This window comes from Pseudomonas sp. CFII68 (assembly GCF_000416195.1).
Lineage (GTDB): Bacteria > Pseudomonadota > Gammaproteobacteria > Pseudomonadales > Pseudomonadaceae > Aquipseudomonas > Aquipseudomonas kilonensis.
In genome coordinates this window covers 1-23593 of the sequence record NZ_ATLN01000055.1, presented here as the reverse complement: position 1 = coordinate 23593, position 23593 = coordinate 1, and the positions used below count along the sequence as shown (strand labels likewise).

At 60.4% G+C, this 23593-nt stretch carries 17 protein-coding genes; 6 read left to right on the top strand and 11 right to left on the bottom strand.

Features of this window, described 5'->3' with window-relative positions; translation table 11 throughout:
* Positions 1 to 6: 6 nt before the first annotated feature.
* Both CFII68_RS17670 and CFII68_RS17675 read left to right on the top strand, forming a co-directional pair.
* Positions 7 to 573: a CsiV family protein gene (locus CFII68_RS17670; RefSeq protein WP_018604872.1), complete on the top strand. Its 567-nt coding sequence runs from the start codon at positions 7 to 9 to the stop codon at positions 571 to 573.
* An 11-nt stretch (positions 574 to 584) separates the two neighbouring features.
* The gene (locus CFII68_RS17675) at positions 585 to 3278 is read left to right on the top strand and encodes a DEAD/DEAH box helicase (protein WP_018604871.1); all 2694 of its coding nucleotides are present in this window, start codon (positions 585 to 587) and stop codon (positions 3276 to 3278) included.
* Positions 3279 to 3494: 216 nt separating this feature from the next.
* Here the strand turns inward: CFII68_RS17675 and CFII68_RS0125925 are convergent, their stop codons facing one another.
* The 3 genes from CFII68_RS0125925 to CFII68_RS17690 form a co-directional block, all read right to left on the bottom strand.
* Positions 3495 to 6785, bottom strand: a complete 3291-nt coding sequence (locus tag CFII68_RS0125925; protein WP_077506759.1) for a DEAD/DEAH box helicase — start codon at positions 6783 to 6785, stop codon at positions 3495 to 3497.
* A gap of 41 nt (positions 6786 to 6826) precedes the next feature.
* Positions 6827 to 7825 (bottom strand): beta-N-acetylhexosaminidase, encoded by a 999-nt coding sequence (gene nagZ / locus CFII68_RS17685; RefSeq protein WP_172681142.1) that lies wholly within the window; start codon positions 7823 to 7825, stop codon positions 6827 to 6829.
* A 183-nt stretch (positions 7826 to 8008) separates the two neighbouring features.
* Positions 8009 to 8716, bottom strand: a complete 708-nt coding sequence (locus tag CFII68_RS17690) for a TetR/AcrR family transcriptional regulator (RefSeq protein WP_013692622.1) — start codon at positions 8714 to 8716, stop codon at positions 8009 to 8011.
* Between the two features lie 241 nt (positions 8717 to 8957).
* Here CFII68_RS17690 and lexA point away from each other — a divergent pair, with 241 nt between their 5' ends.
* Positions 8958 to 9566 carry a transcriptional repressor LexA gene (gene lexA / locus CFII68_RS17695; protein ID WP_003199651.1) on the top strand — a complete coding sequence of 203 codons (609 nt, stop codon included), beginning with the start codon at positions 8958 to 8960 and terminating at the stop codon, positions 9564 to 9566.
* A 10-nt stretch (positions 9567 to 9576) separates the two neighbouring features.
* Positions 9577 to 10050, top strand: coding sequence for an SOS-induced cell division inhibitor SulA (sulA, locus tag CFII68_RS17700; RefSeq protein ID WP_003199648.1), 474 nt, complete (start codon positions 9577 to 9579; stop codon positions 10048 to 10050).
* 71 nt (positions 10051 to 10121) lie between these two features.
* On the opposite strand, the gene CFII68_RS26625 is transcribed toward sulA, so the two are convergent.
* From CFII68_RS26625 to CFII68_RS17735, 7 genes are all read right to left on the bottom strand, one after another.
* Positions 10122 to 10355: a hypothetical protein gene (locus CFII68_RS26625; RefSeq protein ID WP_003183419.1), complete on the bottom strand. Its 234-nt coding sequence runs from the start codon at positions 10353 to 10355 to the stop codon at positions 10122 to 10124.
* Positions 10356 to 10461: 106 nt separating this feature from the next.
* Positions 10462 to 10986, bottom strand: coding sequence for a DUF6586 family protein (locus CFII68_RS17710; protein ID WP_018604864.1), 525 nt, complete (start codon positions 10984 to 10986; stop codon positions 10462 to 10464).
* Between the two features lie 216 nt (positions 10987 to 11202).
* Positions 11203 to 13815 (bottom strand): type I DNA topoisomerase, encoded by a 2613-nt coding sequence (gene topA / locus CFII68_RS17715; protein WP_018604863.1) that lies wholly within the window; start codon positions 13813 to 13815, stop codon positions 11203 to 11205.
* A gap of 115 nt (positions 13816 to 13930) precedes the next feature.
* Positions 13931 to 14167 (bottom strand): DUF1653 domain-containing protein, encoded by a 237-nt coding sequence (locus CFII68_RS17720; protein WP_003199644.1) that lies wholly within the window; start codon positions 14165 to 14167, stop codon positions 13931 to 13933.
* A 109-nt stretch (positions 14168 to 14276) separates the two neighbouring features.
* The gene (gene fadA, locus CFII68_RS17725; RefSeq protein WP_018604861.1) at positions 14277 to 15452 is read right to left on the bottom strand and encodes an acetyl-CoA C-acyltransferase FadA; all 1176 of its coding nucleotides are present in this window, start codon (positions 15450 to 15452) and stop codon (positions 14277 to 14279) included.
* A gap of 30 nt (positions 15453 to 15482) precedes the next feature.
* Positions 15483 to 17630 carry a fatty acid oxidation complex subunit alpha FadB gene (gene fadB, locus CFII68_RS17730; RefSeq protein ID WP_018604860.1) on the bottom strand — a complete coding sequence of 716 codons (2148 nt, stop codon included), beginning with the start codon at positions 17628 to 17630 and terminating at the stop codon, positions 15483 to 15485.
* 613 nt (positions 17631 to 18243) lie between these two features.
* Positions 18244 to 18681, bottom strand: a complete 438-nt coding sequence (locus tag CFII68_RS17735; RefSeq protein ID WP_018604856.1) for a hypothetical protein — start codon at positions 18679 to 18681, stop codon at positions 18244 to 18246.
* A 102-nt stretch (positions 18682 to 18783) separates the two neighbouring features.
* Here CFII68_RS17735 and CFII68_RS17740 point away from each other — a divergent pair, with 102 nt between their 5' ends.
* The gene (locus CFII68_RS17740) at positions 18784 to 19224 is read left to right on the top strand and encodes a universal stress protein (protein ID WP_018604853.1); all 441 of its coding nucleotides are present in this window, start codon (positions 18784 to 18786) and stop codon (positions 19222 to 19224) included.
* A gap of 197 nt (positions 19225 to 19421) precedes the next feature.
* Here CFII68_RS17740 and CFII68_RS17745 read toward each other — a convergent pair whose 3' ends face one another.
* Positions 19422 to 21341 carry an ATP-binding cassette domain-containing protein gene (locus tag CFII68_RS17745; protein ID WP_014339364.1) on the bottom strand — a complete coding sequence of 640 codons (1920 nt, stop codon included), beginning with the start codon at positions 21339 to 21341 and terminating at the stop codon, positions 19422 to 19424.
* Positions 21342 to 21554: 213 nt separating this feature from the next.
* On the opposite strand from CFII68_RS17745, the gene CFII68_RS17750 reads away from it, so the two are divergent.
* Complete coding sequence (locus CFII68_RS17750; RefSeq protein ID WP_018604846.1) at positions 21555 to 23483, top strand: transglycosylase SLT domain-containing protein; 1929 nt, start codon at positions 21555 to 21557, stop codon at positions 23481 to 23483.
* Positions 23484 to 23593: the final 110 nt, after the last annotated feature.

Below are 23593 nucleotides of genomic sequence, written 5' to 3'. Positions count from 1 at the left end.
CGCCCCATGCGCCTGTTTCGCTCACTGACCTTGTTGTTGACCCTGGTCGCCCCCCTGGCGTTTGCCGACGACCTGTATCAGGTTGAAATGATTCTGGTGCGCCAGAATGCCGAGCCGGCGATTATCAGCCGCGCCGCACCGGAAGACTGGGACGCCGGCGCGCAACGCCTGGGCGCGGACAGCCAGCGCACGCCGGCCCTGGGCCACATCGTCGAGAAACTCACCGCCAGCGGCCAATACACCGTGTTGATGCACAAGGCCTGGCAGCAGACGCTCGGTGAACAGGGGCGCAAAGTTGCCATCAGCGACGGCGCCGAACAGTTCGGGCAATTCCCCATCGAGGGCACCCTGGAACTGAAGCTGGGCCGTTTCACCGACGTGGATGCCGATTTCTGGATCAACCAGATAAACGCCAATGGCCTGGTCACCGCCAGCGAGCGCCTCAAGCAGCAGAGCCACACCAAGAATGGCCAACTGAATTTCCTCGACAACGGGCATCTTGGCCTGCTGATCAAGATCACCTCGTTGACCGCGCCCGCACCACGGCAGGCACCTGAAGTCATTCCGGACTGATTGGCGCGCCTATGCCCTCGCCCCTGAGCAAACCCCTGGCACCTTCCTGGGTCAATCGATTCAAGGAACAGAGCCTGGAGCGCGGGCGCCGTTATGCGCTGGAAAACCGCGTCAGGATCGTCGAGGCCGGCGACAGCACCATCACCGCCAGTTGCGAAGGCTCTGGCGGCAACGTCTACCGTCAGACCATTCGCCTTAAAGAGTCAGCCAAGGGCGCACTGATTCTGCTCGAAGCCGCGTGCTCCTGCCCGGTGCGCATCAACTGCAAGCACTGCGCGGCGGTGTTGCTGCAAGTCCAGGAAACCCTGGCCTACCCGGCCGCCGAAAAAGACGCGCAGTTGCTGGAGAAACTCCAGGCGGTGCTGGACAACCGCAGCCCCAAGGCCCCGCCACAAGTGCTGGTGGACAACGTGCAACCGGTGCCGCGCCTGTGGCTGGCCAGTATCGAGTTCAGCGCCTTCGAGCCGCGCAACGGCAAGATGCAGCGCTACATTCAACACCGCGCCGCGCTGTCGTTCAGTTACCTGGACGAATACGTCAGCGGCCAGCGCAACACCGACGTGCTGATTCGCCAGGAAACCCAGACACTGCGGATAAAACGCCACACCGATGTGGAACAGTCCTACCGCGAACAGCTGCGAATCCTCGGCTTCAAGGTCGCGACCCGACAAAGCAAGGCCCTGCCGGAAAGCGCTGGCGAGCTGTACGAAATGATCAATGACAGTGCCTGGCTGACGTTCACCCTCAACGACCTGCCGAAACTACGCAGCCAAGGCTGGGAATTGCAGATCGACGAGGACTTCGGCTTCGACCTGACGGCAGTGGACGAGTGGTACGCCACCGTCGAGGAAACGCCGGAGCGGGACTGGTTCGACCTGGAACTGGGGATCATCGTCAACGGTGAACGCCTGAGCCTGCTGCCGATCCTGCTGAACCTGATGCGCTCGCACATCGAACTGTTCAACCCGGAACGCCTGGCCCGGCGTCGGGACGACGAACTCATTCTGGTCAACCTGCCCAACCGCCCGAACTCGGAGTTCGGCCCGCAGCAGGTGGCCCTGCCGTATGGCCGGTTGAAGCCGGTGCTGGCGACCCTGGGCGAGTTCTACCTGCAAGAGCCCGGCACCACCAAACTGCGCCTCAACAGCGCGGACGCCCTGCGCCTGAACCCGCTGCAGGACATGCCGCTGACCTGGGAAGGTGGCGAACACATTCGCGGCCTGGCCCAACGCCTGCGGGATATCAAGGATTACACCGCCACCGCGCCCGAGGGCCTGAACGCGACGCTGCGGCCTTATCAACTCGAAGGCTTGAGCTGGATGCAATCGCTCAGGCAATTGGAAGTCGGCGGCATTCTCGCGGACGACATGGGCCTGGGCAAAACCCTACAGACCCTGGCGCACATTCTCAGCGAAAAACACGCCGGACGCCTGGACCGACCGTGCATGGTGGTCATGCCGACCAGCCTGATCCCCAACTGGCTCGACGAGGCCGCTCACTTCACGCCGCAGCTCAAGGTATTGGCGCTTTACGGCGCCGGGCGCAAAAAGCATTTCGACCGACTGGCCGATTACGACCTGGTCCTCACCACCTATGCCCTGCTGCCCAAGGATGTCGAGCGCCTCGCCGCGCAGCCGTTGCACGTGCTGATCCTCGACGAAGCCCAGTACATCAAGAACCCCACCAGCAAAGCCGCCCAGGCCGCCCGCGAGCTCAACGCCCGCCAGCGGCTGTGCCTGTCCGGCACGCCCCTGGAAAATCACCTGGGCGAATTGTGGTCGCTGTTTCACTTCCTGCTGCCGGGCTGGCTCGGGGACGTCAAGAGTTTCAACCGCGATTACCGTGTACCGATCGAAAAGCGCGGCAGCGATGTACGACTGCAGCACCTCAACGGTCGGATAAAACCTTTCCTGCTGCGCAGGACCAAGGAGCAAGTGGCGACGGAGTTGCCGCCCAAGACCGAGATCATCCACTGGGTCGAACTCAGCGACGCCCAGCGGGACGTCTACGAGACCATGCGCCTGGCGATGGACAAGAAGGTCCGCGACGAGATCACCCGCAAAGGCGTGGCCCGCAGCCAGATCATCATTCTCGAAGCGCTGCTCAAGCTGCGCCAGGTGTGTTGCGACCTGCGCCTGATCAACGACGCCACCCTGCCCGCCCGAGGCAGCACCTCGGGCAAACTCGACAGCTTGATGGAAATGCTCGAAGAGCTGTTTGAAGAAGGTCGCCGGGTGCTGTTGTTTTCCCAATTCACGTCCATGCTGGCGCTGATTGAAGATGAGCTGAAGAAACGCGGCGTCGATTACGCCCTCCTGACCGGCCAGACCCGCGACCGACGCACGCCCGTCAAGGAATTCCAGAGCGGCAAGCGTCAGATCTTCCTGATCAGCCTGAAGGCTGGCGGTGTAGGCCTGAACCTGACCGAGGCCGACACAGTGATTCACTACGACCCGTGGTGGAACCCGGCCACCGAAAACCAGGCGACCGACCGCGCCTACCGCATCGGCCAGGAAAAACCGGTGTTCGTCTACAAGCTGATTGCCCGAGGCACGGTGGAAGAGAAGATCCAGCTACTGCAAAAGGAAAAATCCGACCTCGCGGCCGGCGTACTGGACGGACGTGTGGCCGGGGATTGGAAACTGCAGAGCGACGATATCGAAGCATTGTTCGCGCCGCTGCCGGACAAACTCGAGAAGCGCTGATTCACACCGCTTCCTGTGGGAGCTGAGCTTGCTCGCGATGGCGGTGGGTCTGCTTACACAGATGTTGGCTGCACTACCGCCATCGCGAGCAAGCTCGGCTCCCACAGGGGATTTGCCGCGCCCACAAAGCCGGAGCCCGGCCCGTTCTAATGTGGGAGCGAGCCTGCTCGCGATGGCTGACTATCAGGCGACATAGCCAGTGAATGTGCCGGTGAATCAGGTCTTGGGCAACGGTGCAAACAACGCTTCGATATCGCTCTGCTCAAGCTTCCACCCACCCGTCGCGCCGCCATCCAGCAGGCTGCCCGCCAACGCAGCCTTGTCCTCCTGAAGCGCCTGTATCTTCTCTTCCACCGTGCCTCGGGCAATCAGCTTGTAGACGAACACTGGCTTGTTTTGACCGATCCGATAAGCCCGGTCGGTCGCCTGATTTTCCACCGCTGGGTTCCACCACGGATCGAAGTGAATCACCGTGTCCGCAGCCGTCAGATTGAGCCCCGTGCCGCCGGCCTTGAGGCTGATTAGAAACAGCGACACCTTGCCACTCTGAAATTCCCTCACCGGGGTGCGGCGATCCGTGGTGGATCCGGTCAGTAAGGAATAGGTCAGGCTGCGCTTTTGCAGTTCCTCCTCGATCAGGGCCAGCATCGAGGTGAACTGGGAAAACAGCAGAATTTTGCGCCCTTCGCTGAGCAACTCTTCGAGCATCTCCATTAAACTGACCAACTTGCCGCTGCCGGAACGTAGCGCTTTGGCGGTCTGTACGGTCTTGAGCAGCCGCAGGTCGCAACAGACCTGGCGTAACTTGAGCAACGCATCGAGAATGATAATCTGGCTACGAGCCACGCCGCTGCGAGCGATTTCGTCGCGCACTTTCTTGTCCATGGCCACACGCACAGTTTCATAGACATCCCGCTGCCCGTCACTGAGGTCGACCCAATGGACGATTTCAGTCTTGGGTGGCAGCTCAGTAGCGACTTGTTCCTTTTTACGCCGCAGTAGAAACGGTTTTATTCGCGCCGTCAGATGGTGCATTCGCTCGCTGTTGCCATGTTTTTCGATCGGCGTCCGGTAGTCTCGGTTGAAGCTTTTGTTATCCCCCAGCCAGCCGGGCAGGAGGAAATGAAACAGCGACCAGAGTTCGCCCAAGTGATTTTCCAGGGGCGTACCGGACAGGCACAAGCGCTGCCGGGCATTGAGTTCGCGAGCAGCCTGGGCGGCCTTGCTGGTGGGGCTCTTGATGTTCTGCGCTTCATCGAGAATCAGCACACTCCAGGCCTGGGGTTTCAGCACCTCCAAATCCCGCGGCAACAAGGCATAAGTCGTCAGAACCAGGTCGTACTGTGCAAGGCTGGCGAAATCTTTTTGCCGGGCTGCACCATGAAGCGCCACGACGTTGAGCTGCGGCGTGAAGCGTGCCGCTTCGTCGAGCCAGTTGGGAATCAGACTGGTGGGCATGACTGCAAGCGCCGGGACATCCAGGCGCCCGGCCTGCTTCTCACAAAGCAGGTGAGCCAGGGTCTGCAAGGTTTTACCCAAGCCCATGTCATCGCCCAGGATGCCGCCGACTTCCAGCTCGCGCAGGGTCTGCATCCAATTGAGCCCTTCCAGTTGATAAGGTCGCAGGGTGGCTTTGAGCCCCGCCGGCGCCGGGACATGAGCATGAGTCGACTTGTGTAATCGCTTGGCGAACGTACGCAACCGCTCTCCGCCTTGCCAGGTCAATGGCACGCTTTCAAGCACATTCAACCTGGCCGCATCAAAGGCATTCAACCGTATCGAGTCACCCCGGTGCTCCTTCATGTACAACTCACCAAGCGTTGCCATCAGCGGCTTGACCCGCCCATATGCCAACGCGACCTTCACACCAGGACCCGCCCCGAATTTTCCGCCGTTGAGATCGAGCAACATCAACTCTTCATCACCACGCCGATCAAGGTTGTCCGGATCCATCATCTCGGGGCTTGAGCGAAGCAGATGAAGCAAGATCGGCAGCAGGCTGTGCCGTTTCCCATCCACGACAATGCCCAGTTGTAAATCGAACCACTCTCGGCCGGGAGACTCCTCGATGTCGGCGTACAACTGCTCCACCGGTTGCAGATCGAAATGAAAACCCGCTTCGATATCGATCTGCCAATTGGCGGCACGCAATCGCGGCAGGCCTTTGTCCATGAAGGCCAACCAGGCGTCGTCATCCGCCATTTGAAATAGCTCACCCCCGATGTCCCCCAGCGCAAGGCTCTTGCGACTGGTTTTCTTGAAACCTACCTTACGCAGAACGGTGCGAAAGGCCTGCTCGACATCCGGTTTACGCTGAATGCGCAAAATTTCGGTTCCGGACAGGATCGACAGTTCGGTGGATGCTTTGTCGTCCGCCACATGACCATCATAAATAAAGGTCAGTGCCGCGCGATGTTCTGGAACAGATTTCCAGTGCCGGAAGTTGATTGCACTTCCCAACGTCAACACCGCTCGCGGTTCAACACCTTCGATGATGCGCTCAGTCAGTTCTTTCGGCGGCGGGATAGGTCGGTCGACAGCGTTGATCCTATGGCTGAAAAGCACGACATCCCGAGCGGGTACCTCCGGCGCATGGCATAAATGGCACGCCAATTTGTCGTCCATTTCATAGGACAGCCGGCCAAGTTCCCTGCGCGATAAATCCAGATAATGAAGCGGCTCAAGCACCAGGAGGTTATCCAGTACCTGATCGCCACTGCGCCACCGAGACCGATAGTTGCCATTGGCCTGCTCAGCCCAGAAAAACTGCGCATTTTTTAGCGGACCTGCGCCCAATGGCTGCGGCGGGTCGAAATCCAGGAACAAGCGTGAGGAATGCAATGCCAGCGCCAGCACTTCGGCGCCGCTGCGACCTTGCAACGGAAAGCTGTTCTGGCTGTGATAATGCTGACTGCTGATAAGCGACTGGCCAATTTGCTTGTCGACGTCGGACATATAATTCGGAAAACGATTCAGCATGTCCGTCAGTTGGCCAAACGCTTTCAGATCCTTCAGGGAACCATCATCGAGCTGGCGCCCCTTGAAGAGTTCCAAAAGCCACTGCCCTAAGTGCGTCTTCTTGAGTTTGTAGAAGATCCGGACATCGGCGTCTTTTTTGCTCGGTAGCGAATCGGCGTCCCACTCGGGAATACACTTGATCCAGGTTTCAAGTTCAGAACTCAGGCGCTCGCTGGCGGAGCCGGCCTCCAGCGCTTGCGGATTCCACATCAAATGGAACATGACGGCAGCGCAGTGCTTGCAGCTGTCGCCGACCGGGCACGAACATTCGTAACGAACGCCGTCGTAGCCCCGATAACGAGTGAGCGCGATCACCTGCTGATAAACATTATCGCCGCCACCCTCGCATTCGGCGTGAACCGATTGCTCATCTATCCGCAGTATCCGTACTCGCGCTCTCTCGGCGTAGTCGAACCCTCGCTCAAGGTAACGCTGATGGAAGCTTTCTCCCCAATCAGTATCAAGAAGCGCCTCAATTGGCTGGGTCATGGGCACCGCCGATCATTACTCATGCCAGTCATGACAACTCCTTAATCAACCAGCTGGGCAGCCCTCAGCGCGCCGAGCGCCGCCAGCCAGCGAGGGTCCTCACGGTATTCAGTGGAGGCGTAGGCCTGGCCGCGCATGCGGGCGATCCGCGCCGAAGGCTTGACCTTCAGGCGCTGGGCCGCGCTCAAGGCCAACTCCGCGGCAGCACGGTCGTTGCACACCAGGCCCATGTCGCAACCCGCCGTCAAAGCAGCCTCGATACGACTGGCGGCATCACCGACCACATGAGCGCCGGCCATCGACAGATCATCACTGAAGATCACGCCATCAAATTGCAACTCGCCACGCAGGATGTCCTGCAGCCAGCGGCGGGAAAACCCGGCTGGGTTGGCGTCGACCTGCGGGTAGATGACATGGGCCGGCATGACGGCGGCCAGTTGCTTGCTCAGCCTGGCAAACGGTACCAGGTCGTTGGCGCGAATCTGTTCCAGGCTACGCTCATCGTTCGGAATCGCCACGTGGGAATCGGCCTCGGCCCAGCCATGCCCCGGGAAATGCTTGCCAGTGGCGGCCATCCCGGCGGCGCTCATGCCGCGGATGAAGGCACCGGCCAACAACGCAGCGCGCTCGGGGTCACCTTCGAAGGAGCGACTGCCGACGACGGCGCTGCGCTGGTAATCAAGGTCCAGCACCGGGGCAAAGCTCAAGTCGAGACCGACCGCCAGCACTTCAGTGGCCATGATCCAGCCGCACTGCTCGGCCAGGTATTCGGCGTTCGGGTTGTCGGCGATCGCCCGCATCGCCGGCAACCGCACAAAACCCTGACGCAGCCGCTGGACACGACCACCTTCCTGATCCACCGCCAATAAAAGGTCGGGGCGGATGGCGCGGATCGACGCGCTCAACTCGCGCACCTGACGTGGATGCTCGATGTTGCGGGCAAAGATGATCAGGCCGCCTACCTCGGGCTGGCGCAACAGGTGGCGATCTTCGGCCGTCAGCCAGGTACCGGCGACGTCCACCATCAACGAGCCTTGCAGGCCAGCAGTCATAGCATTTCCTTAATAACGATGAACCCGCGCAGCAACACAGACACGACCACACCGCTGGGCCCAAGGCCCGGCAGGTCGCGGTCATGCAATGAAAGATGGAACGGGTTCGAAACGAGAGTCGGCATGGGCGGCTAGCTTAGCGGATGTCGGCAGCCGCGCCCACCCGTGCGCTTACGCCTTGGCCAGCGCCGGCGTCGATTTACTGCGCGGGCGCAATTGCGCGGCCGCCATGGCTTCATCGGTGACACCACTTTCGGCACGCATGCCGGCTGCCAGGAACGGCACCATCAGGCGCATGACCTGTTCGATCGAGGTGTTCACGCCAAAGTCGGTTTCAGCGATGGCGCGCAACGCCTTGATACCGGACATGCTGAACGCCGCGGCGCCGAGCATGAAGTGCACCCGCCAGAACAACTCGATGGGCGGAATACGCGGTGCGGCCTCGTTGACCAGCAGCATGTAGCGCCGGAAAACCTTGCCGTACATGTCTTCCAGGTAACGTCGCAGGTGGCCCTGGCTCTGGCTGAAGGCAAGGCCCAACAGGCGCATGAAAATGGAAAGGTCGTTACCGCTGCGCGGTTGCACGACAAGGGCTTGCTCGACCAGGATTTCCAGGAGCTCTTCCAGGGTCGGCTTGACGTCAGGCTTGGCCTGCCGGCGCTCCAGCTCGCGATCGAGGCTGAGGCAGAAAGGCCCGAGGAACCGCGAGAATACCGCCTGGATCAGGGCCTTTTTCGAGCCGAAATGATAGTTCACCGCCGCCAGGTTCACCCCGGCCTTGCTGGTGATCAGACGCAACGAGGTTTCAGCGAAACCTTTTTCCGCGAACAACTGCTCGGCAGCATCGAGAATGCGTTCAACGGTTTCCGACTGGGCCATGGTTACTCCGCCTGACAAACACTTGTTTGAAACATACGTTTCAGCCTAGGGCTTGTCAAGCCTGCCGGGGCGTTTTGCGAATGCCCGGTCACGTATTTAACCACACCTTTTCACGGGTGGTAGCCATGTCGCATCCAACAACCCGACCGACCGTCCAGCGGCCTGTGGAAAAAGGAGGATTGCCAAGCGGCGTTCACTGTATATAATCCCAGTCACTGTATAAAAAGACAGAGCGATCAATATGCTAAAGCTGACGCCACGCCAAGCAGAGATTCTGGCCTTCATCAAACGCTGCCTCGAAGACAACGGCTACCCGCCAACCCGTGCGGAAATCGCCCAGGAACTAGGGTTCAAGTCGCCCAACGCGGCTGAAGAACACCTCAAGGCGCTGGCGCGCAAGGGTGCGATCGAAATGACCCCGGGCGCATCCCGTGGCATTCGCATCCCCGGCTTCGAAGCCAAGGCCGACGAAACCACCCTGCCGATCATCGGCCGGGTCGCGGCAGGCGCACCGATCCTCGCCCAGCAGCATGTCGAGGAGTCCTGCAACATCAATCCTTCGTTCTTCCATCCTCGGGCCGACTACCTGCTTCGTGTACACGGCATGAGCATGAAGGACATCGGCATCTTCGACGGTGATCTCCTGGCCGTCCACACTACCCGCGAAGCCCGCAATGGCCAGATCGTGGTGGCGCGAATCGGCGACGAGGTGACCGTCAAGCGCTTCAAGCGCGACGGCAGCAAGGTCTGGCTCATCGCCGAGAACCCCGAGTTCGCGCCCATCGAAGTGAACCTGAAAGATCAGGACCTGGTCATCGAAGGCTTGAGTGTCGGCGTCATTCGCCGCTAAAGGAGGCTTTATGCAGTTCCCTCACACACCACAACACACACAACTTCCGCTGTTCGAGGCATTCATGGCCCAACCGCTGGTTCCAGTCCTGAAAGAGGTCATCGAGTCGCCCTGGGGCGTCGAGCCCGAGGCTTTCAGCGAACTGTCGTTACGTGGTGCGGCCGGAAACTGCCTGAACCTGCTGGCGCCGATTCTGCGAGAACTCAGCCAGGACCAGGATGCTCGCTGGCTGACGCTGATCGCGCCACCGGCCAGCGTCACCCAGGCCTGGCTGCGGGATGCCGGCCTGAACCGCGAACGCATCCTGTTGTTGCAACCGCGCGGGACCCAAAGCGCCCAGCAGTTAACCTGCGAAGCCTTGCGCCTGGGCCGCAGCCACACCGTGGTCAGCTGGCTCAATCCGCTAACCGCAACCGCACGGCAACAGTTGATCAGCGCCGCCCGTACCGGGGACGCACAAAGTCTGAATATTCGATTGGGCTAAGACAAACGCGGGGCTTCTCCAAGGCAGAGAAGCCGACCAGCCACACTATCCAAAAAAGCCGACAGACGGGATCAATGAAGAACCCGCGGCCCCTCTTCCTTGTTGAATTCGCCTTCAACCAGGCGACCTGCCATCTGGACGCCCACGCTCAGCATCGCCTTGGCGACTTCGACGTGTTGGCCCTGAAGGAATACCTTGGCATCTTCGGAGAAGTTCAGGGTAACCAGAGAACCCTCGTCCTCAGCCCTGCGCAGCTCGATGCGGCCATCAGGAAGTTCGACAATTTCTAGAAAGGACGTAGGCATAAAAGTCTGTTCTCCACGAAAGGCGAGGATTATATAGTCATCGGCCAGGCTCCGCTCGGGATCTTGACCAAGTGTTATCAACGAACGTAACGGGCCGGGGGCGAACTCAGCACTCGTTCAACCCTTCACGAAAGCGTATCGCCAGGCTCTTGAGGTTCTGACGCCAGCTCTCCAGCTCCTCCCGGCTCAACTCCTGCTCGGGTTCTTGTTCGTCCAGATTGACCGCCACGATCAACGGCTGGGTCACGTCCCCCTTGGGCTTGCGCGGGGCTCGTGGCGGCTCGAACAGCGCCGCATGGGCCGCCAATAGCTTCGCCAGCCAGGTTTCCGGGTTGTGCGCCAGTTCGACCATTTCGGCCAACTCCGGGATAGCAATGGTTTCCAACGCTTCGCGGGTCAACAGCAGCTCGGCCCGCGGTGCGTTCGCTTGTGGCAGGCGATAGAAACCGGCGATTTCATGGCACAACCCCAACAATGCACCGTACAGGTGAAACAGCGCGGATTCGCGTCCTGCCTGGAGCAACGCCGGGGAATTCATCGCACGCCCATCCTCGGCCCTGGTGAGCGCTTCGAGCGACAGACCGGCAAAATAGATTTTCTGATTGGTGCGGGTATAGAGTTCGTGGGCCATGGCGGCATCTCCCCAACGAAATGAAAGCGTCTGGCAAGTGCGACAGTGTCATGGATCAACCGAGGCCACTGCAAGCCAAAAACAAAAAGGCCGCATGAAAACCTATGGGTTGTCATGCGGCCTTTTGTTCACTTGAGACTTATTGGGGCGGCTACGCCCGAAACGTCGGACCGGTCCAGCGGGCGCAAGCCCCCTCGTCACACGTGAGTGCTGCCATCAGCTCTTGTCTTGCACCGTCCACTTACCACCGTCGTAGTACGCTTTCCAGCCAGTCGGCTTGCCGTCGACTTCGGTTTGCACGTATTGCTCCTTGGTCTTGCGGCTGTAGCGAATGACCGCCGGGCGCCCTTCCGGATCCTTCTGCGGCGCTGCACAGAGGAAATGGTACTTCGGATCGATCTCGTCCTTGTGCGGCACGATTTCCATCACCAACGGTGCACGGGTCTCGCGGTTTTTCGGGAACTGGCTGGCCGCCAGGAACAGGCCGGAGGCACCGTCGCGCAGGATGTAGGTGTCGTTGACCTTCTCGCACTTGAGCTCAGGCATCTTCACCGGGTCCATCTTCGGCGGCGCCGCGTCACCGCTCTTGAGCAGTTTGCGGGTGTTTTTGCAGGTCGGGTTGGTGCAACCGAAGAACTTGCCGAAACGGCCGGTCTTGAGCTGCATCTCACTGCCACACTTGTCGCATTCCAGGCTCGGGCCTTCGTAGCCCTTGATGCGATAAGTGCCCTCTTCGATCTCGTAGCCAGCACAGTCCGGGTTGTTGCCGCAGATGTGCAGCTTGCGCTTTTCATCCAGCAGGTAGGCATCCATCGCCGTGCTGCAGATCGGGCAGCGATGCTTGCCGCGCAGCACCAGGGATTCCGATTCACCCTCGTCGTCCGCAGCGATTTCGTCGCCCGGCACCAGATTGACCGTCGCCTTGCAGCGCTCCTTGGGTGGCAGGCTGTAGCCCGAGCAACCGAGGAATACGCCGGTCGAGGCGGTACGGATTTGCATCGGACGCCCGCAGGTCAGGCACGGAATGTCGGTCATGACCGGCTGGTTGGCGCGCATGCCGCTGTCCGGGCTTTCGGCCACTTCGAGCTTTTTCTTGAAGTCGCCGTAGAACTCGTCGAGGACGTTTTTCCAGTCGCGCTCGCCCTGGGCCACATCGTCGAGATTCTCTTCCATACCGGCGGTGAAGCCGTAGTCCATCAGGTTCGAGAAGCTCTCGGACAAACGCTCGGTAACGATGTCACCCATCTTTTCCGAATAGAAACGACGGTTGTGCAGCGCCACATAGCCGCGGTCCTGGATAGTGGAGATGATGGCTGCGTAGGTCGAAGGACGACCGATGCCGCGCTTTTCCATTTCCTTGACCAGGCTGGCTTCGGAGTAACGGGCCGGTGGCTTGGTGAAGTGCTGGGTCGGATCAAGCTTGATCAGCTTCATCACGTCGCCCTGGGCCATGTCTGGCAGGACGTCATCGTCCCCAGGCTTGGCGATCTGCGGCATGACGCGGGTGTAGCCGTCGAACTTCAGGATGCGGCCCTTGGCGCGCAACTCGAAGTCGCCGGCACCGACGCTGACTGTGGTCGACAGGTATTGCGCCGGCAGCATCTGGCAGGCCAGGAACTGGCGCCAGATCAGCTCGTAGAGACGCTCGGCATCGCGCTCCATGCCCGACAGCTTGCTTGGCTCGGTATTGGCGTCGGACGGACGAATCGCTTCGTGCGCCTCCTGCGCGCCTTCCTTGCTGCTGTAGACGTTCGGCGTCTCTGGCAGGTACTTCTTGCCGAACTCACTTTCTATATAAGTGCGCGCCATCGCCACGGCATCGACCGAAAGGTTGGTCGAGTCGGTACGCATATAGGTGATGTAGCCGGCTTCGTACAGACGCTGGGCCATCATCATGGTTTTCTTCACGCCAAAGCCCAGGCGATTGCTCGCGGCCTGCTGCAACGTGGAGGTGATGAACGGCGCCGACGGCTTGCTGCTGGTCGGCTTGTCTTCGCGCTTGACGATGCTGTAGCTGGAAGCCTTGAGCTTCTCCAGCGCGGCCATGGCCTGGGCTTCGTTGAGCGGCTTGAAGGCCTCGCCCTTCTCCCGGGCCACGTCGAAGCGCACGGTGGCGCCCTTGGCGGTGCCGAGGTCGGCGTGGACTTCCCAGTACTCCTCAGGAATGAACGCACGGATCTCCCGCTCGCGCTCCACCACCAGCTTCACGGCGACCGACTGCACACGCCCGGCCGACAGGCCGCGGGCGATCTTGGCCCACAGCAGGGGCGAGACCATGTAGCCCACCACGCGGTCGAGGAAGCGACGCGCCTGTTGGGCGTTGACCCGATCGATGTCCAGCTCGCCCGGCTGGGAGAAGGCTTCCTGGATGGCCTTCTTGGTAATTTCGTTGAACACCACGCGCTTGTAGCGGCTGTCATCCCCACCAATGGCTTCGCGCAGGTGCCAGGCAATGGCTTCCCCTTCGCGGTCCAAGTCCGTCGCGAGATAGATGGTGTCGGCATCCTTGGCGAGCCGGCGCAGCTCTTCGATGACCTTTTCCTTGCCCGGGAGGATCTCGTACTTGGCTTTCCAGCCGTGTTCCGGATCGACCCCCATGCGTGAGACCAGCTGCTTGCGCGCCTTGTCTTTCGGCGACAGCGCCGGCGCTTCACCGGCAGCAGCCTTGCCGCGCTTGGCGGCTGGCTCCTTGCTGGCGCTAGCCGAACCGCTGGTGGGCAGGTCTCGGATATGGCCGATACTCGACTTCACCACGTATTGGTTGCCCAGATACTTGTTGATGGTCTTGGCCTTAGCCGGGGATTCCACAATGACCAGCGATTTGCCCATGGATCAGAAAATTCCTGAATTCTAAAAAGTGAAAGGCGGTTGGCGCCTGACGCGGCACCGCTATATATAGTGGCTGCAAGGTGAGGTCAAGCGCAGGGTTGCCCGTATACCGGCCTCAAGGCTTGGAAAAAATGCTCTCCTCGGCCTGCACCAAAGCAAAGCGTGGCACCTGTTCGCCGTCAACCTCGACGGACTCCTCGAACATGCTCAAGGGACGCACCCAAAAGCCGTAATCGCCATACAGGGCTTGATAGAAGACCACTTCTTCCTCGGTCTCGGAATGCCGCGCGATGCTGAATACGCGGTACTGCGGACCTTTGTAATGCTGGTAGAGCCCAGGTTGTATCGGCATGCTTGGCACTCACTCAAATCTTTTCAAAATAAAAACAAAATCTTTTTTTTACTAAACCCGAAAAAACAAAAACCGGGGCACTTGGCCCCGGCTTCCATCAACGCAACGCTTAGACGCGTTCGAAGACAGTGGCGATGCCCTGGCCGAGGCCAATGCACATGGTGGACACACCAAAGGTGCCGCCATTCTGCTTCATGACGTTGAGCAGCGTGCCGGAGATACGCGCACCGGAGCAACCGAACGGGTGACCCAGGGCGATCGCGCCGCCGTGCAGGTTAACCTTCTCGTTCATCTTGTCGAGCACTTTCAAATCTTTCAGCACTGGCAAGGCCTGTGCGGCGAAAGCTTCGTTGAGTTCGAAGAAGTCGATATCGGCAATACCCAGGCCTGCGCGCTTCAAGGCTTTCTGCGTGGCCGGTACTGGACCATAGCCCATGATCGCCGGGTCCACACCCGCCACGGCCATCGAACGAATCACCGCCATCGGCTGGATACCCAGGTCCTGGGCACGCTGGGCCGACATCACGATCATGCACGAGGCACCGTCGGTGATCTGCGACGAGGTACCGGCTGTCACGGTGCCGCCCTTCGGATTGAAGGCCGGCTTGAGGGCCGCCAGGCTTTCCAGGGTGGTTTCCGGACGAATGGTTTCGTCGTAGTCGAACAGCTTCAGGAAGCCGTTCTCGTCGTAGCCCTGCATCGGGATGATCTCATCCTTGAACTTGCCTTCCACGGTCGCCTTGTGGGCGAGCTGGTGGGAGCGCACGCCAAAGGCGTCCTGCTGTTCGCGGGTGATGCCGTGCATTTTGCCAAGCATTTCCGCAGTCAGGCCCATCATGCCCGAGGCTTTCGCCGCGTACAGCGACATGTGCGGGTTCGGATCGACGCCGTGCATCATGCTCACGTGGCCCATGTGCTCGACACCACCGACGACGAACACGTCACCGTTACCGGTCATGATCGCCTGGGCGGCGGTGTGCAGCGCGCTCATGGACGAACCGCACAGGCGGCTGACGGTCTGGCCCGCCGCCGTGTGAGGGATCTGGGTCATCAGCGAGGCCATGCGGGCGATGTTCCAGCCCTGCTCCAGGGTCTGGTTCACACAGCCCCAGATCACGTCTTCGACTTCGTTGGGGTCGACCTTGACGTTGCGCTCCAGCAGCTTGCGGATCAGGTGCGCCGACATGTCTTCGGCGCGGGTGTTGCGGTGCATGCCGCCCTTGGAGCGGCCCATCGGCGTACGACCGAAGTCGACAATCACGACGTCTCTAGGATTCAAGCTCATAAATGTTCTCTCGCTCTAGTCGTTGGGCGCTTAACCGAAGAAGCGCTGGCCGTTCTTGGCCATTTCACGCAGCTTCGCGGTCGGGTGGTACAGCGCGCCCAAATCAGCGTACTGGTCAGCCAGGGCAACGAACTCGGCGACACCGATCGAATCGATGTAGCGCAGCGCACCGCCACGGAATGGAGGGAAACCGATACCGTAGACCAGACCCATGTCGGCTTCGGCGGCGGTCTCGACAATGCCGTCTTCCAGGCAACGCACGGTTTCGAGGCACAGCGGGATCATCATCCAGTTGATGATGTCCTCGTCGGTGACTTCGCGCTGCTCGTAGACGATCGGCTTGAGCACTTCCAGCACCGACGAGTCGGCGACTTTCTTCTGCTTGCCGCGCTTGTCGGTCTCATAGGCGTAGAAGCCCTTGCCATTCTTCTGGCCCAGGCGCTTGGCTTCATAGAGCACGTCGACAGCCGAACGACGGTCGTCCTTCATGCGGTCCGGGAAGCCCTCAGCCATGACGTCGCGACCGTGGTGGCCGGTGTCGATGCCGACCACGTCCATCAGGTACGCCGGGCCCATCGGCCAGCCGAATTTTTCCATGATCTTGTCGATGCGCACGAAGTCCACACCGGCGCTGACCAGCTTGGCGAAACCGCCGAAGTACGGGAACAGCACGCGGTTGACCAGAAAGCCCGGGCAATCGTTGACGACGATCGGGTTCTTGCCCATTTTCTTGGCGTAGGCCACGGTGGTGGCAACGGCATGTTCGCTGGACTTCTCGCCACGGATCACTTCCACCAGCGGCATCATGTGCACCGGGTTGAAGAAGTGCATGCCGACGAAGTTCTCCGGACGCTTGAGGGCCTTGGCCAACAGCGAAATGGAGATGGTCGAGGTGTTCGAGGCCAGGATGGTGTCCTCTTTGACCTTGTCTTCGACTTCAGCCAGTACCGCCTGCTTGACCTTCGGGTTCTCGACAACGGCTTCGACCACCAGGTCGACATGGCCGAAATCGCCGTAGGACAGGGTCGGACGAATGCCGTTGAGCACTTCGGCCATCTTCGCAGCGGTCATGCGACCTTTATCGACACGGCCGACCAGCAGCTTGGCGGCTTCGGCCAGGCCCTGCTCGATCCCGTGTTCGTTGATGTCCTTCATCAGGATCGGCGTGCCTTTGGACGCCGACTGGTAGGCGATGCCGCCACCCATGATGCCGGCGCCGAGCACGGCGGCCTGCTTCACGTCACTGGCGATTTCGTCGTAGGCCTTGGCCTTTTTCTTCAGTTCCTGGTCATTGAGGAACAGACCGATCAGGCTTTGCGCAGCCGAGGTCTTGGCCAGCTTGACGAAGCCGGCGGCCTCGACTTCCAGGGCCTTGTCGCGACCGAAGCTCGCGGCTTTCTGGATGGTCTTGATCGCTTCGACCGGCGCCGGGTAGTTCGGGCCTGCCTGACCGGCCACGAAACCCTTGGCGGTTTCGAAGGCCATCATTTGTTCGATGGCGTTGAGCTTGAGCTTCTCGAGCTTCGGCTGACGCTTGGCCTTGTAGTCGAACTCGCCGCTGATGGCGCGCTTGAGGGTTTCAAGGGCCGCTTCCTGGAGCTTGCCAGGTTCGACCACGGCATCCACGGCACCGACCTTCAGCGCGTCTTCAGCACGGTTTTCCTTGCCGGCGGCAATCCACTCGATGGCGTTGTCGGCACCGATCAGGCGCGGCAGGCGCACGGTGCCGCCGAAGCCTGGGTAGATGCCCAGCTTGACTTCCGGCAGGCCGATCTTGGCCGTGCTGGACATGACGCGGTAATCCGCCGCCAGGCACATTTCCAGGCCGCCACCCAGGGCGATGCCGTTGATGGCCACGACAGTCGGTACGTTGAGGTCTTCGAAGTCGCTGAAAATACGGTTGGCTTCGAGGTTGCCAGCGATCAGTTCGGCATCGGGCAGCTTGAAGTTGTCGACGAATTCGGTGATGTCGGCGCCGACGATGAACACGTCCTTGCCGCTGCTGACGATCACACCCTTGATCGAAGCATCTGCCTTGATAGTGTCTACAGCCTGACGCAATTCATTCAGGGTTAGACGGTTGAACTTGTTGACGGACTCACCCTTGAGGTCGAATTTCAATTCGACGATGCCACTTTCAAGAGCCTTAACCGTGATGGCTTTACCTTCGTAAATCATCAACTGATCTCCACGATATGGAAGCTGAACAGTACACGTTGAACGCTGACCACTGGTTCGGCATAGACGTTACCGTCGATGCTACGCCAATCCGCCAGGCACACCCGTCAACGCGATAGTCGGGGGTCTGTAGGAGCATTCTGAAAATACAAACGCTCAATTCATACGCCCGTTTGATTTGGGTACGTCACCTTCACGGAATTTCCGACAATTGTCAATCGCCCTAAACACAGGCGTGAACGCGACTTCACGGTCATTTCCGTACCGTACGGATCCGCAACACGGCGCCGCATGAGCAGCCATTCATAGGATCAATAATTAGAAAAATCGCCCTAATTCCAGACATATCGGATCCAGCGGTCTACGCTGTCGGGACGCGATTGAATATTGGGAACAAAGGACGTTACGAACGCACGTCCTGGCATGAGATTGTTTACCGGCCTGCCTGGCCAACCCGCCCGATGAGACTGTCGGGCTTTTTTTATGCCGGTAGGAGCTGCCGAAGGCTCGGGCCGCGTTCGGACGATCTTTTGATCTTTCGCTTGAGACTCAATGGCCTGGGTAAAGATCGCAGCCTCGCTCCGCTCGACAGCTCCTACGCATCTAAATTCGCTCAGGCCAGCGCCTTGAGGGTGCTGGCAATGTCCTGCAAAACAGTCGCTTCGCCCTTCTCGCCCCAGTACAAGGCAATCATTTGCCGATCGGCTTCAACTTTGTAGACGTTGGCCGGCAATTTTTCGAAATGATTGAGCAGGGATTCATCCTGGCAGACTTCTCGCCACTGGTTGACCCAGACGCCTGGCGCCGTCTGCCAATAGCTCCAGACCGCCGGTTCCTTGCCGCGCCGGGGCCGGTGGTACTGGGCACAGGGGTTTGGCGGCTGCTGGCCGAGCCAGTGCGGCCACTCCTGCGGCGCCAGCTGCATGGCCAGGCCCAGGCGTCGTGCCTCCATGCGCAGGGCCATGCGACCGCTCTGAACACGGGACGGCCGCAACCATGCCAGCGGACTTAACACCACCAACAGGATTGACACCACTATCCAGACCGTCATATTCGTACTCCCGAATTCTGATGAGCCCATTGAGCCACGTCGCCGTCAATGCGCTTGAAACCAGCCATACTTACCGTATCGCAATTCTCTGGAGTGCTTTCCATGTACTACAAACACGTTCTGGTCGCCGTCGACCTCACTGAAGAATGCGATCCGGTCGTCAAGCGCGCCCTCGCCCTTTGCGAAAGCCGGGACACCAAGCTGTCGCTGGTGCACATCGTCGAACCGATGGCCATGGCCTTCGGCGGCGACGTGCCCATGGACCTTTCCCAGTTGCAGCAGCAGCAATTCGACCAGGCCAAGGAGCGCCTTGACCGACTGATCGTGAAATACCCGGCCCTGAAGAAGGAATTCAGCCACCTGACCTACGGCCAGCCGCGCCAGGAGATCCATCACCTGGCCAAGGAACAGGGCTGCGACCTGATTGTGGTCGGCAGCCATGGTCGCCACGGCCTGGCGCTGTTGCTGGGCTCGACCGCCAACGACGTGCTGCATGGCGCGCCTTGCGACGTGCTGGCGGTACATCTGGTCAAGCGCACATAACCCCTACCCTTGTGGGAGCGAGCCTGTGGGAGCAAAGCTTGCTCGCGATGAAGGCATCCCGGTCTGTCGAATGACCGCGTTATCGTTCATCGCGAGCGAGCTTTGCTCCCACAGGCTCACCCCTACAGGGGAATAGCGTTTCAAATAGAAAATCCCGGCGTTCATTGCTGAATTCCGGGATTTTTTTCAACAACGGATCAAGCGTCCAGTTCAGCCCAACGCTCGACCAGTGCGTCCAGCTCGGCCTGCAACTGCTCCAACTGCGCGATCACCTTGGCGGTTTCGGCAGCAGGCCGCTGGTAGAAGCCGGCGTCAGCCATCTCGGCCTCCACGGCGGCGATCTGCTGTTCCTTCGCGTCGATATCACCCGGCAACGCCTCCAGCTCGCGCTGCAGTTTGTAGCTGAGTTTCTTCTTGGCCGGTGCCGGGGCCGCCGCGGCAGCGACCGGGGCTGGCTCGGCCTTGACCACCGCCGAATTCAAGTCGGCCTTGCCGGACTTGCTCTCGGTGACCCCCAGCAGGCGCGGCGAGCCGCCCTGGCGCAGCCAGTCCTGATAACCACCGACGTATTCACGCACCAGGCCTTCGCCCTCGAACACCAGGGTGCTGGTGACCACGTTGTCGAGGAATGCCCGATCGTGGCTGACCATCAGCACGGTGCCGTTGAAGGTCAGCAGCACCTCTTCCAGCAACTCCAGGGTTTCCACGTCCAGGTCGTTGGTCGGTTCGTCGAGCACCAGCAGGTTCGCCGGCTTGCTGAACAACTTGGCCAGCAACAGACGGGCGCGCTCGCCACCCGACAGCGCCTTGACCGGCGTACGGGCACGCTGGGGGCTGAACAGGAAATCGCCGAGGTAGCTCAACACATGGCGGCTCTGACCATCGATGTCGATGAAATCGCGACCTTCGGCGACGTTGTCGATCACGGTCTTTTCCAGGTCCAACTGATGGCGCAACTGGTCAAAGTAGGCAACGTCGATCTTCGTGCCCTCTTCCACCTTGCCATTGGTCGGCACCAGGCCACCGAGCATCAGCTTGAGCAAGGTGGTCTTGCCGGTGCCGTTGGCACCCAGCAGGCCGATGCGATCACCGCGCTGCAGGACCATGGAGAAGTCCTTGATCAGGAACGGGCCGCCCGGGTGCGCGAAACTCACGTTCTCAAGGACCATCACCTGCTTGCCGGACTTGTCAGCGGTATCCAACTGAATGTTGGCCTTGCCGGTACGCTCGCGACGTTCACTGCGTTCCATGCGCAAGGCTTTGAGCGCCCGCACACGGCCTTCGTTGCGGGTGCGACGCGCCTTGATGCCCTGGCGAATCCAGACTTCTTCCTGGGCCAGTTTCTTATCGAACAACGCGTTAGCGGTTTCTTCCGCTGCCAACGCCGCTTCCTTGTGCACCAGGAAGCTGGCGTAGTCGCCGTTCCAGTCGATCAGGCCGCCGCGGTCCAGTTCAAGGATGCGGGTCGCCAGGTTTTGCAGGAAGGAACGGTCGTGAGTGATGAACAGCACCGCACCCTGGAAGTCCTTCAAGGCTTCTTCAAGCCAGGCGATGGCGCCGATGTCCAGGTGGTTGGTCGGTTCGTCGAGCAGCAGCAGGTCCGGCTCGGACACGAGGGCCTGGGCCAGCAGGACGCGACGACGCCAGCCGCCGGACAACTCGGCGAGGGTCTTGTCGGCCGGCAATTGCAGGCGGCTCAGGGTGCTGTCGACCAGTTGCTGCAGACGCCAGCCATCTCGGGCTTCAAGGTCGTGCTGCACGTGCATCAACTTGTCCAGATCGGCATCGGTGACGATGTTCTGGCTCAGGTGGTGATACTCGGCCAACAGCGCGCCGACACCGTCCAGGCCTTCGGCGACCACGTCGAATACGGTCCGCTCGTCGGCCACCGGCAGTTCCTGGGGCAATTCGCCGATTTTCAGGCCTGGCGCGCGCCAGACCGAGCCGTCATCGGGCTTTTGATCGCCCTTGACCAGCTTCATCATGCTGGACTTGCCAGTGCCGTTGCGGCCGATGATGCACACCCGCTCACCACGGGCGATCTGCCAGGACACCTTGTCCAACAACGGCATAGCGCCGAAAGCAAGGGACACATCGCTGAATTTGAGCAGGGTCATGAGCTTCTCCAAAAACCGGGCGCGCATTCTACCTGAGATGAGGCCTCAGGGGTCCGCCAATTTCGCCACCGAAGCACTCTGCATAACAAATGTTGCGAACTTGCACCGACGGCTCTGCAAAGCTTTCGCCGGCTGCTGGCAAAAGGCTAAGCTACAGACAGTTACCCTGGGTTACCCCTTGGGCTTGTCATGTTTTTTATGCCCGGACGTCTCATGCGCAGTCGCCTTTTCAGTGTTGTATCGTGTCTTTTTGTATGTGCCACTGCCGTTCAATCCGCGCAGGCGGTGGATATCTCCACTCAACGCCAATATTACAACGAGGCCAAGCGTGCCTTGGCCAAGGGTGATTCCGGCCCTTACTTTCGCTACAGCCAGGCCCTGCGCGATTATCCGCTGGAACCCTATCTGGCCTACGACGAATTGACCGCTCGCCTCAAGAGCGCCAGCAATGCCGAAATCGAGAAGTTCCTCGCCGAACACGGTGATCTGCCCCAGGCCAACTGGATGAAGTTGCGCTGGCTGCGTTGGCTGACCGAGCGCGGTGACTGGGAGACCTTCGTCAAGTATTACGACCCCAAGCTCAATTTCACCGAACTGGACTGCCTTAACGCCCAGTACCAGCTCAGCCATGGCTTGAAGGCCGAAGGCTATGCCAATACCGAAAAGCTGTGGCTCTCCGGCAAATCCCAGCCCCAGGCGTGCGATGCCTTGTTCGGCCTATGGGCCTCCCAGGGCCAGTTGACCGAACAGAAACGCTGGGAACGCACCAAACTGGCGGCCCAGGCCCGCAACTACCCGCTGGCCAACAGCCTGGTCAGCGGCCTGACCACCCTCGCCCCCCGTGGCAAGTTGCTGGTGGACGTGGCGCAGAAGCCCGAGTTGCTCAACCAGCCCTCGCGCTTCACCCCGGCCGATGAACCGATGTCCGACATCGTCAGCCTCGGCCTGCGTCGCCTGGCCCGCCAGGATCCGGAAAAGGCCATGGCACTGCTGGACGGCTACGCCAGCACCATGCATTTTTCCCGTGATGAAAAAGTTGCGATTGCCCGGGAAATCGGCCTGACCCTGGCCAAGCGCTTCGACAGCCGGGCCTTGGACGTGATGACGAAATACGACCCGGAACTGCGCGATGACACCGTTTCGGAATGGCGCTTGCGCCTGCTCCTGCGCCTGGCCCGCTGGGACGATGCCTACCAACTGACCCGTCGCCTGCCCGAGTCGCTGTCGAGCACCAATCGCTGGCGGTACTGGCAAGCCCGCACGCTGGAACTGGCGCAGCCGCAGAACCCCGAGGCGCTGGCGCTCTACAAGCACCTGGCCCGTGAACGAGACTTCTATGGCTTCCTGGCCGCCGACCGTTCCCAGTCGCCGTACTCGCTCATCAACAAGCCGCTGGTGATGAGCCAGGCGCTGATCAACAAAGTGCGCAACACCCCTGGCGTGCGTCGGGCGCTGGAATTTCATGCCCGTGGGGACATCGTCGACGGGCGCCGCGAGTGGTATCACGTCAGCCGTCATTTCAACCGTGACGAAATGGTCGCCCAGGCCAAACTGGCTTATGACCTGAAGTGGTATTTCCCGGCCATTCGCACCATCAGCCAGGCCAAGTACTGGGACGACCTGGACATCCGCTTCCCGATGGCCCACCGCGACACCCTGGTACGCGAAGCCAAGATTCGCGGCTTGCATCCAAGCTGGGCGTTCGCCATTACCCGCCAGGAAAGCGCCTTCATGGACGACGCCCGCTCCGGCGTCGGTGCCGCCGGCCTGATGCAACTGATGCCTGGCACCGCCAAGGAAACCGCGCGCAAGTTCAGCATTCCCCTGGCCTCACCACAGCAAGTGTTGAACCCGGACAAGAACATCCAGTTGGGCGCGGCGTACCTGAGCCAGGTTCACAGCCAGTTCAACGGCAACCGCGTCCTGGCCTCGGCGGCCTACAACGCCGGCCCCGGTCGCGTGCGCCAGTGGCTGCGCGGCGCCGACCACTTGAGCTTCGACGTCTGGGTCGAAAGCATTCCTTTCGACGAAACCCGCCAATATGTGCAGAACGTGTTGTCGTACTCGGTGATCTACGGCCAGAAACTCAACTCGCCGCAACCGCTGGTGGATTGGCATGAGCGGTATTTTGATGATCAGTGATTATTAGCGAAAGCTGTTCCTGAGAAGAAAAAATGCCCGCATCGAAAGATGCGGGCATTTCTTTTGCTCGCTTGCTGGACCTTGTGGGAGCGGGCTTGCTCGCGAAAGCG

What these genes read in the sequence shown, in the direction of transcription:
- CFII68_RS17670 (WP_018604872.1), top strand. Translation starts at nt 7, where the DNA reads ATGCGCCTGTTTCGCTCACTGACCTTGTTGTTGACCCTGGTCGCCCCC.
- CFII68_RS17675 (WP_018604871.1), top strand. Translation starts at nt 585, where the DNA reads ATGCCCTCGCCCCTGAGCAAACCCCTGGCACCTTCCTGGGTCAATCGA.
- CFII68_RS0125925 (WP_077506759.1), bottom strand. Translation starts at nt 6,785, where the DNA reads ATGACCCAGCCAATTGAGGCGCTTCTTGATACTGATTGGGGAGAAAGC.
- CFII68_RS17690 (WP_013692622.1), bottom strand. Translation starts at nt 8,716, where the DNA reads ATGGCCCAGTCGGAAACCGTTGAACGCATTCTCGATGCTGCCGAGCAG.
- lexA (WP_003199651.1), top strand. Translation starts at nt 8,958, where the DNA reads ATGCTAAAGCTGACGCCACGCCAAGCAGAGATTCTGGCCTTCATCAAA.
- sulA (WP_003199648.1), top strand. Translation starts at nt 9,577, where the DNA reads ATGCAGTTCCCTCACACACCACAACACACACAACTTCCGCTGTTCGAG.
- CFII68_RS26625 (WP_003183419.1), bottom strand. Translation starts at nt 10,355, where the DNA reads ATGCCTACGTCCTTTCTAGAAATTGTCGAACTTCCTGATGGCCGCATC.
- CFII68_RS17710 (WP_018604864.1), bottom strand. Translation starts at nt 10,986, where the DNA reads ATGGCCCACGAACTCTATACCCGCACCAATCAGAAAATCTATTTTGCC.
- topA (WP_018604863.1), bottom strand. Translation starts at nt 13,815, where the DNA reads ATGGGCAAATCGCTGGTCATTGTGGAATCCCCGGCTAAGGCCAAGACC.
- CFII68_RS17720 (WP_003199644.1), bottom strand. Translation starts at nt 14,167, where the DNA reads ATGCCGATACAACCTGGGCTCTACCAGCATTACAAAGGTCCGCAGTAC.
- fadA (WP_018604861.1), bottom strand. Translation starts at nt 15,452, where the DNA reads ATGAGCTTGAATCCTAGAGACGTCGTGATTGTCGACTTCGGTCGTACG.
- fadB (WP_018604860.1), bottom strand. Translation starts at nt 17,630, where the DNA reads ATGATTTACGAAGGTAAAGCCATCACGGTTAAGGCTCTTGAAAGTGGC.
- CFII68_RS17735 (WP_018604856.1), bottom strand. Translation starts at nt 18,681, where the DNA reads ATGACGGTCTGGATAGTGGTGTCAATCCTGTTGGTGGTGTTAAGTCCG.
- CFII68_RS17740 (WP_018604853.1), top strand. Translation starts at nt 18,784, where the DNA reads ATGTACTACAAACACGTTCTGGTCGCCGTCGACCTCACTGAAGAATGC.
- CFII68_RS17745 (WP_014339364.1), bottom strand. Translation starts at nt 21,341, where the DNA reads ATGACCCTGCTCAAATTCAGCGATGTGTCCCTTGCTTTCGGCGCTATG.
- CFII68_RS17750 (WP_018604846.1), top strand. Translation starts at nt 21,555, where the DNA reads ATGCGCAGTCGCCTTTTCAGTGTTGTATCGTGTCTTTTTGTATGTGCC.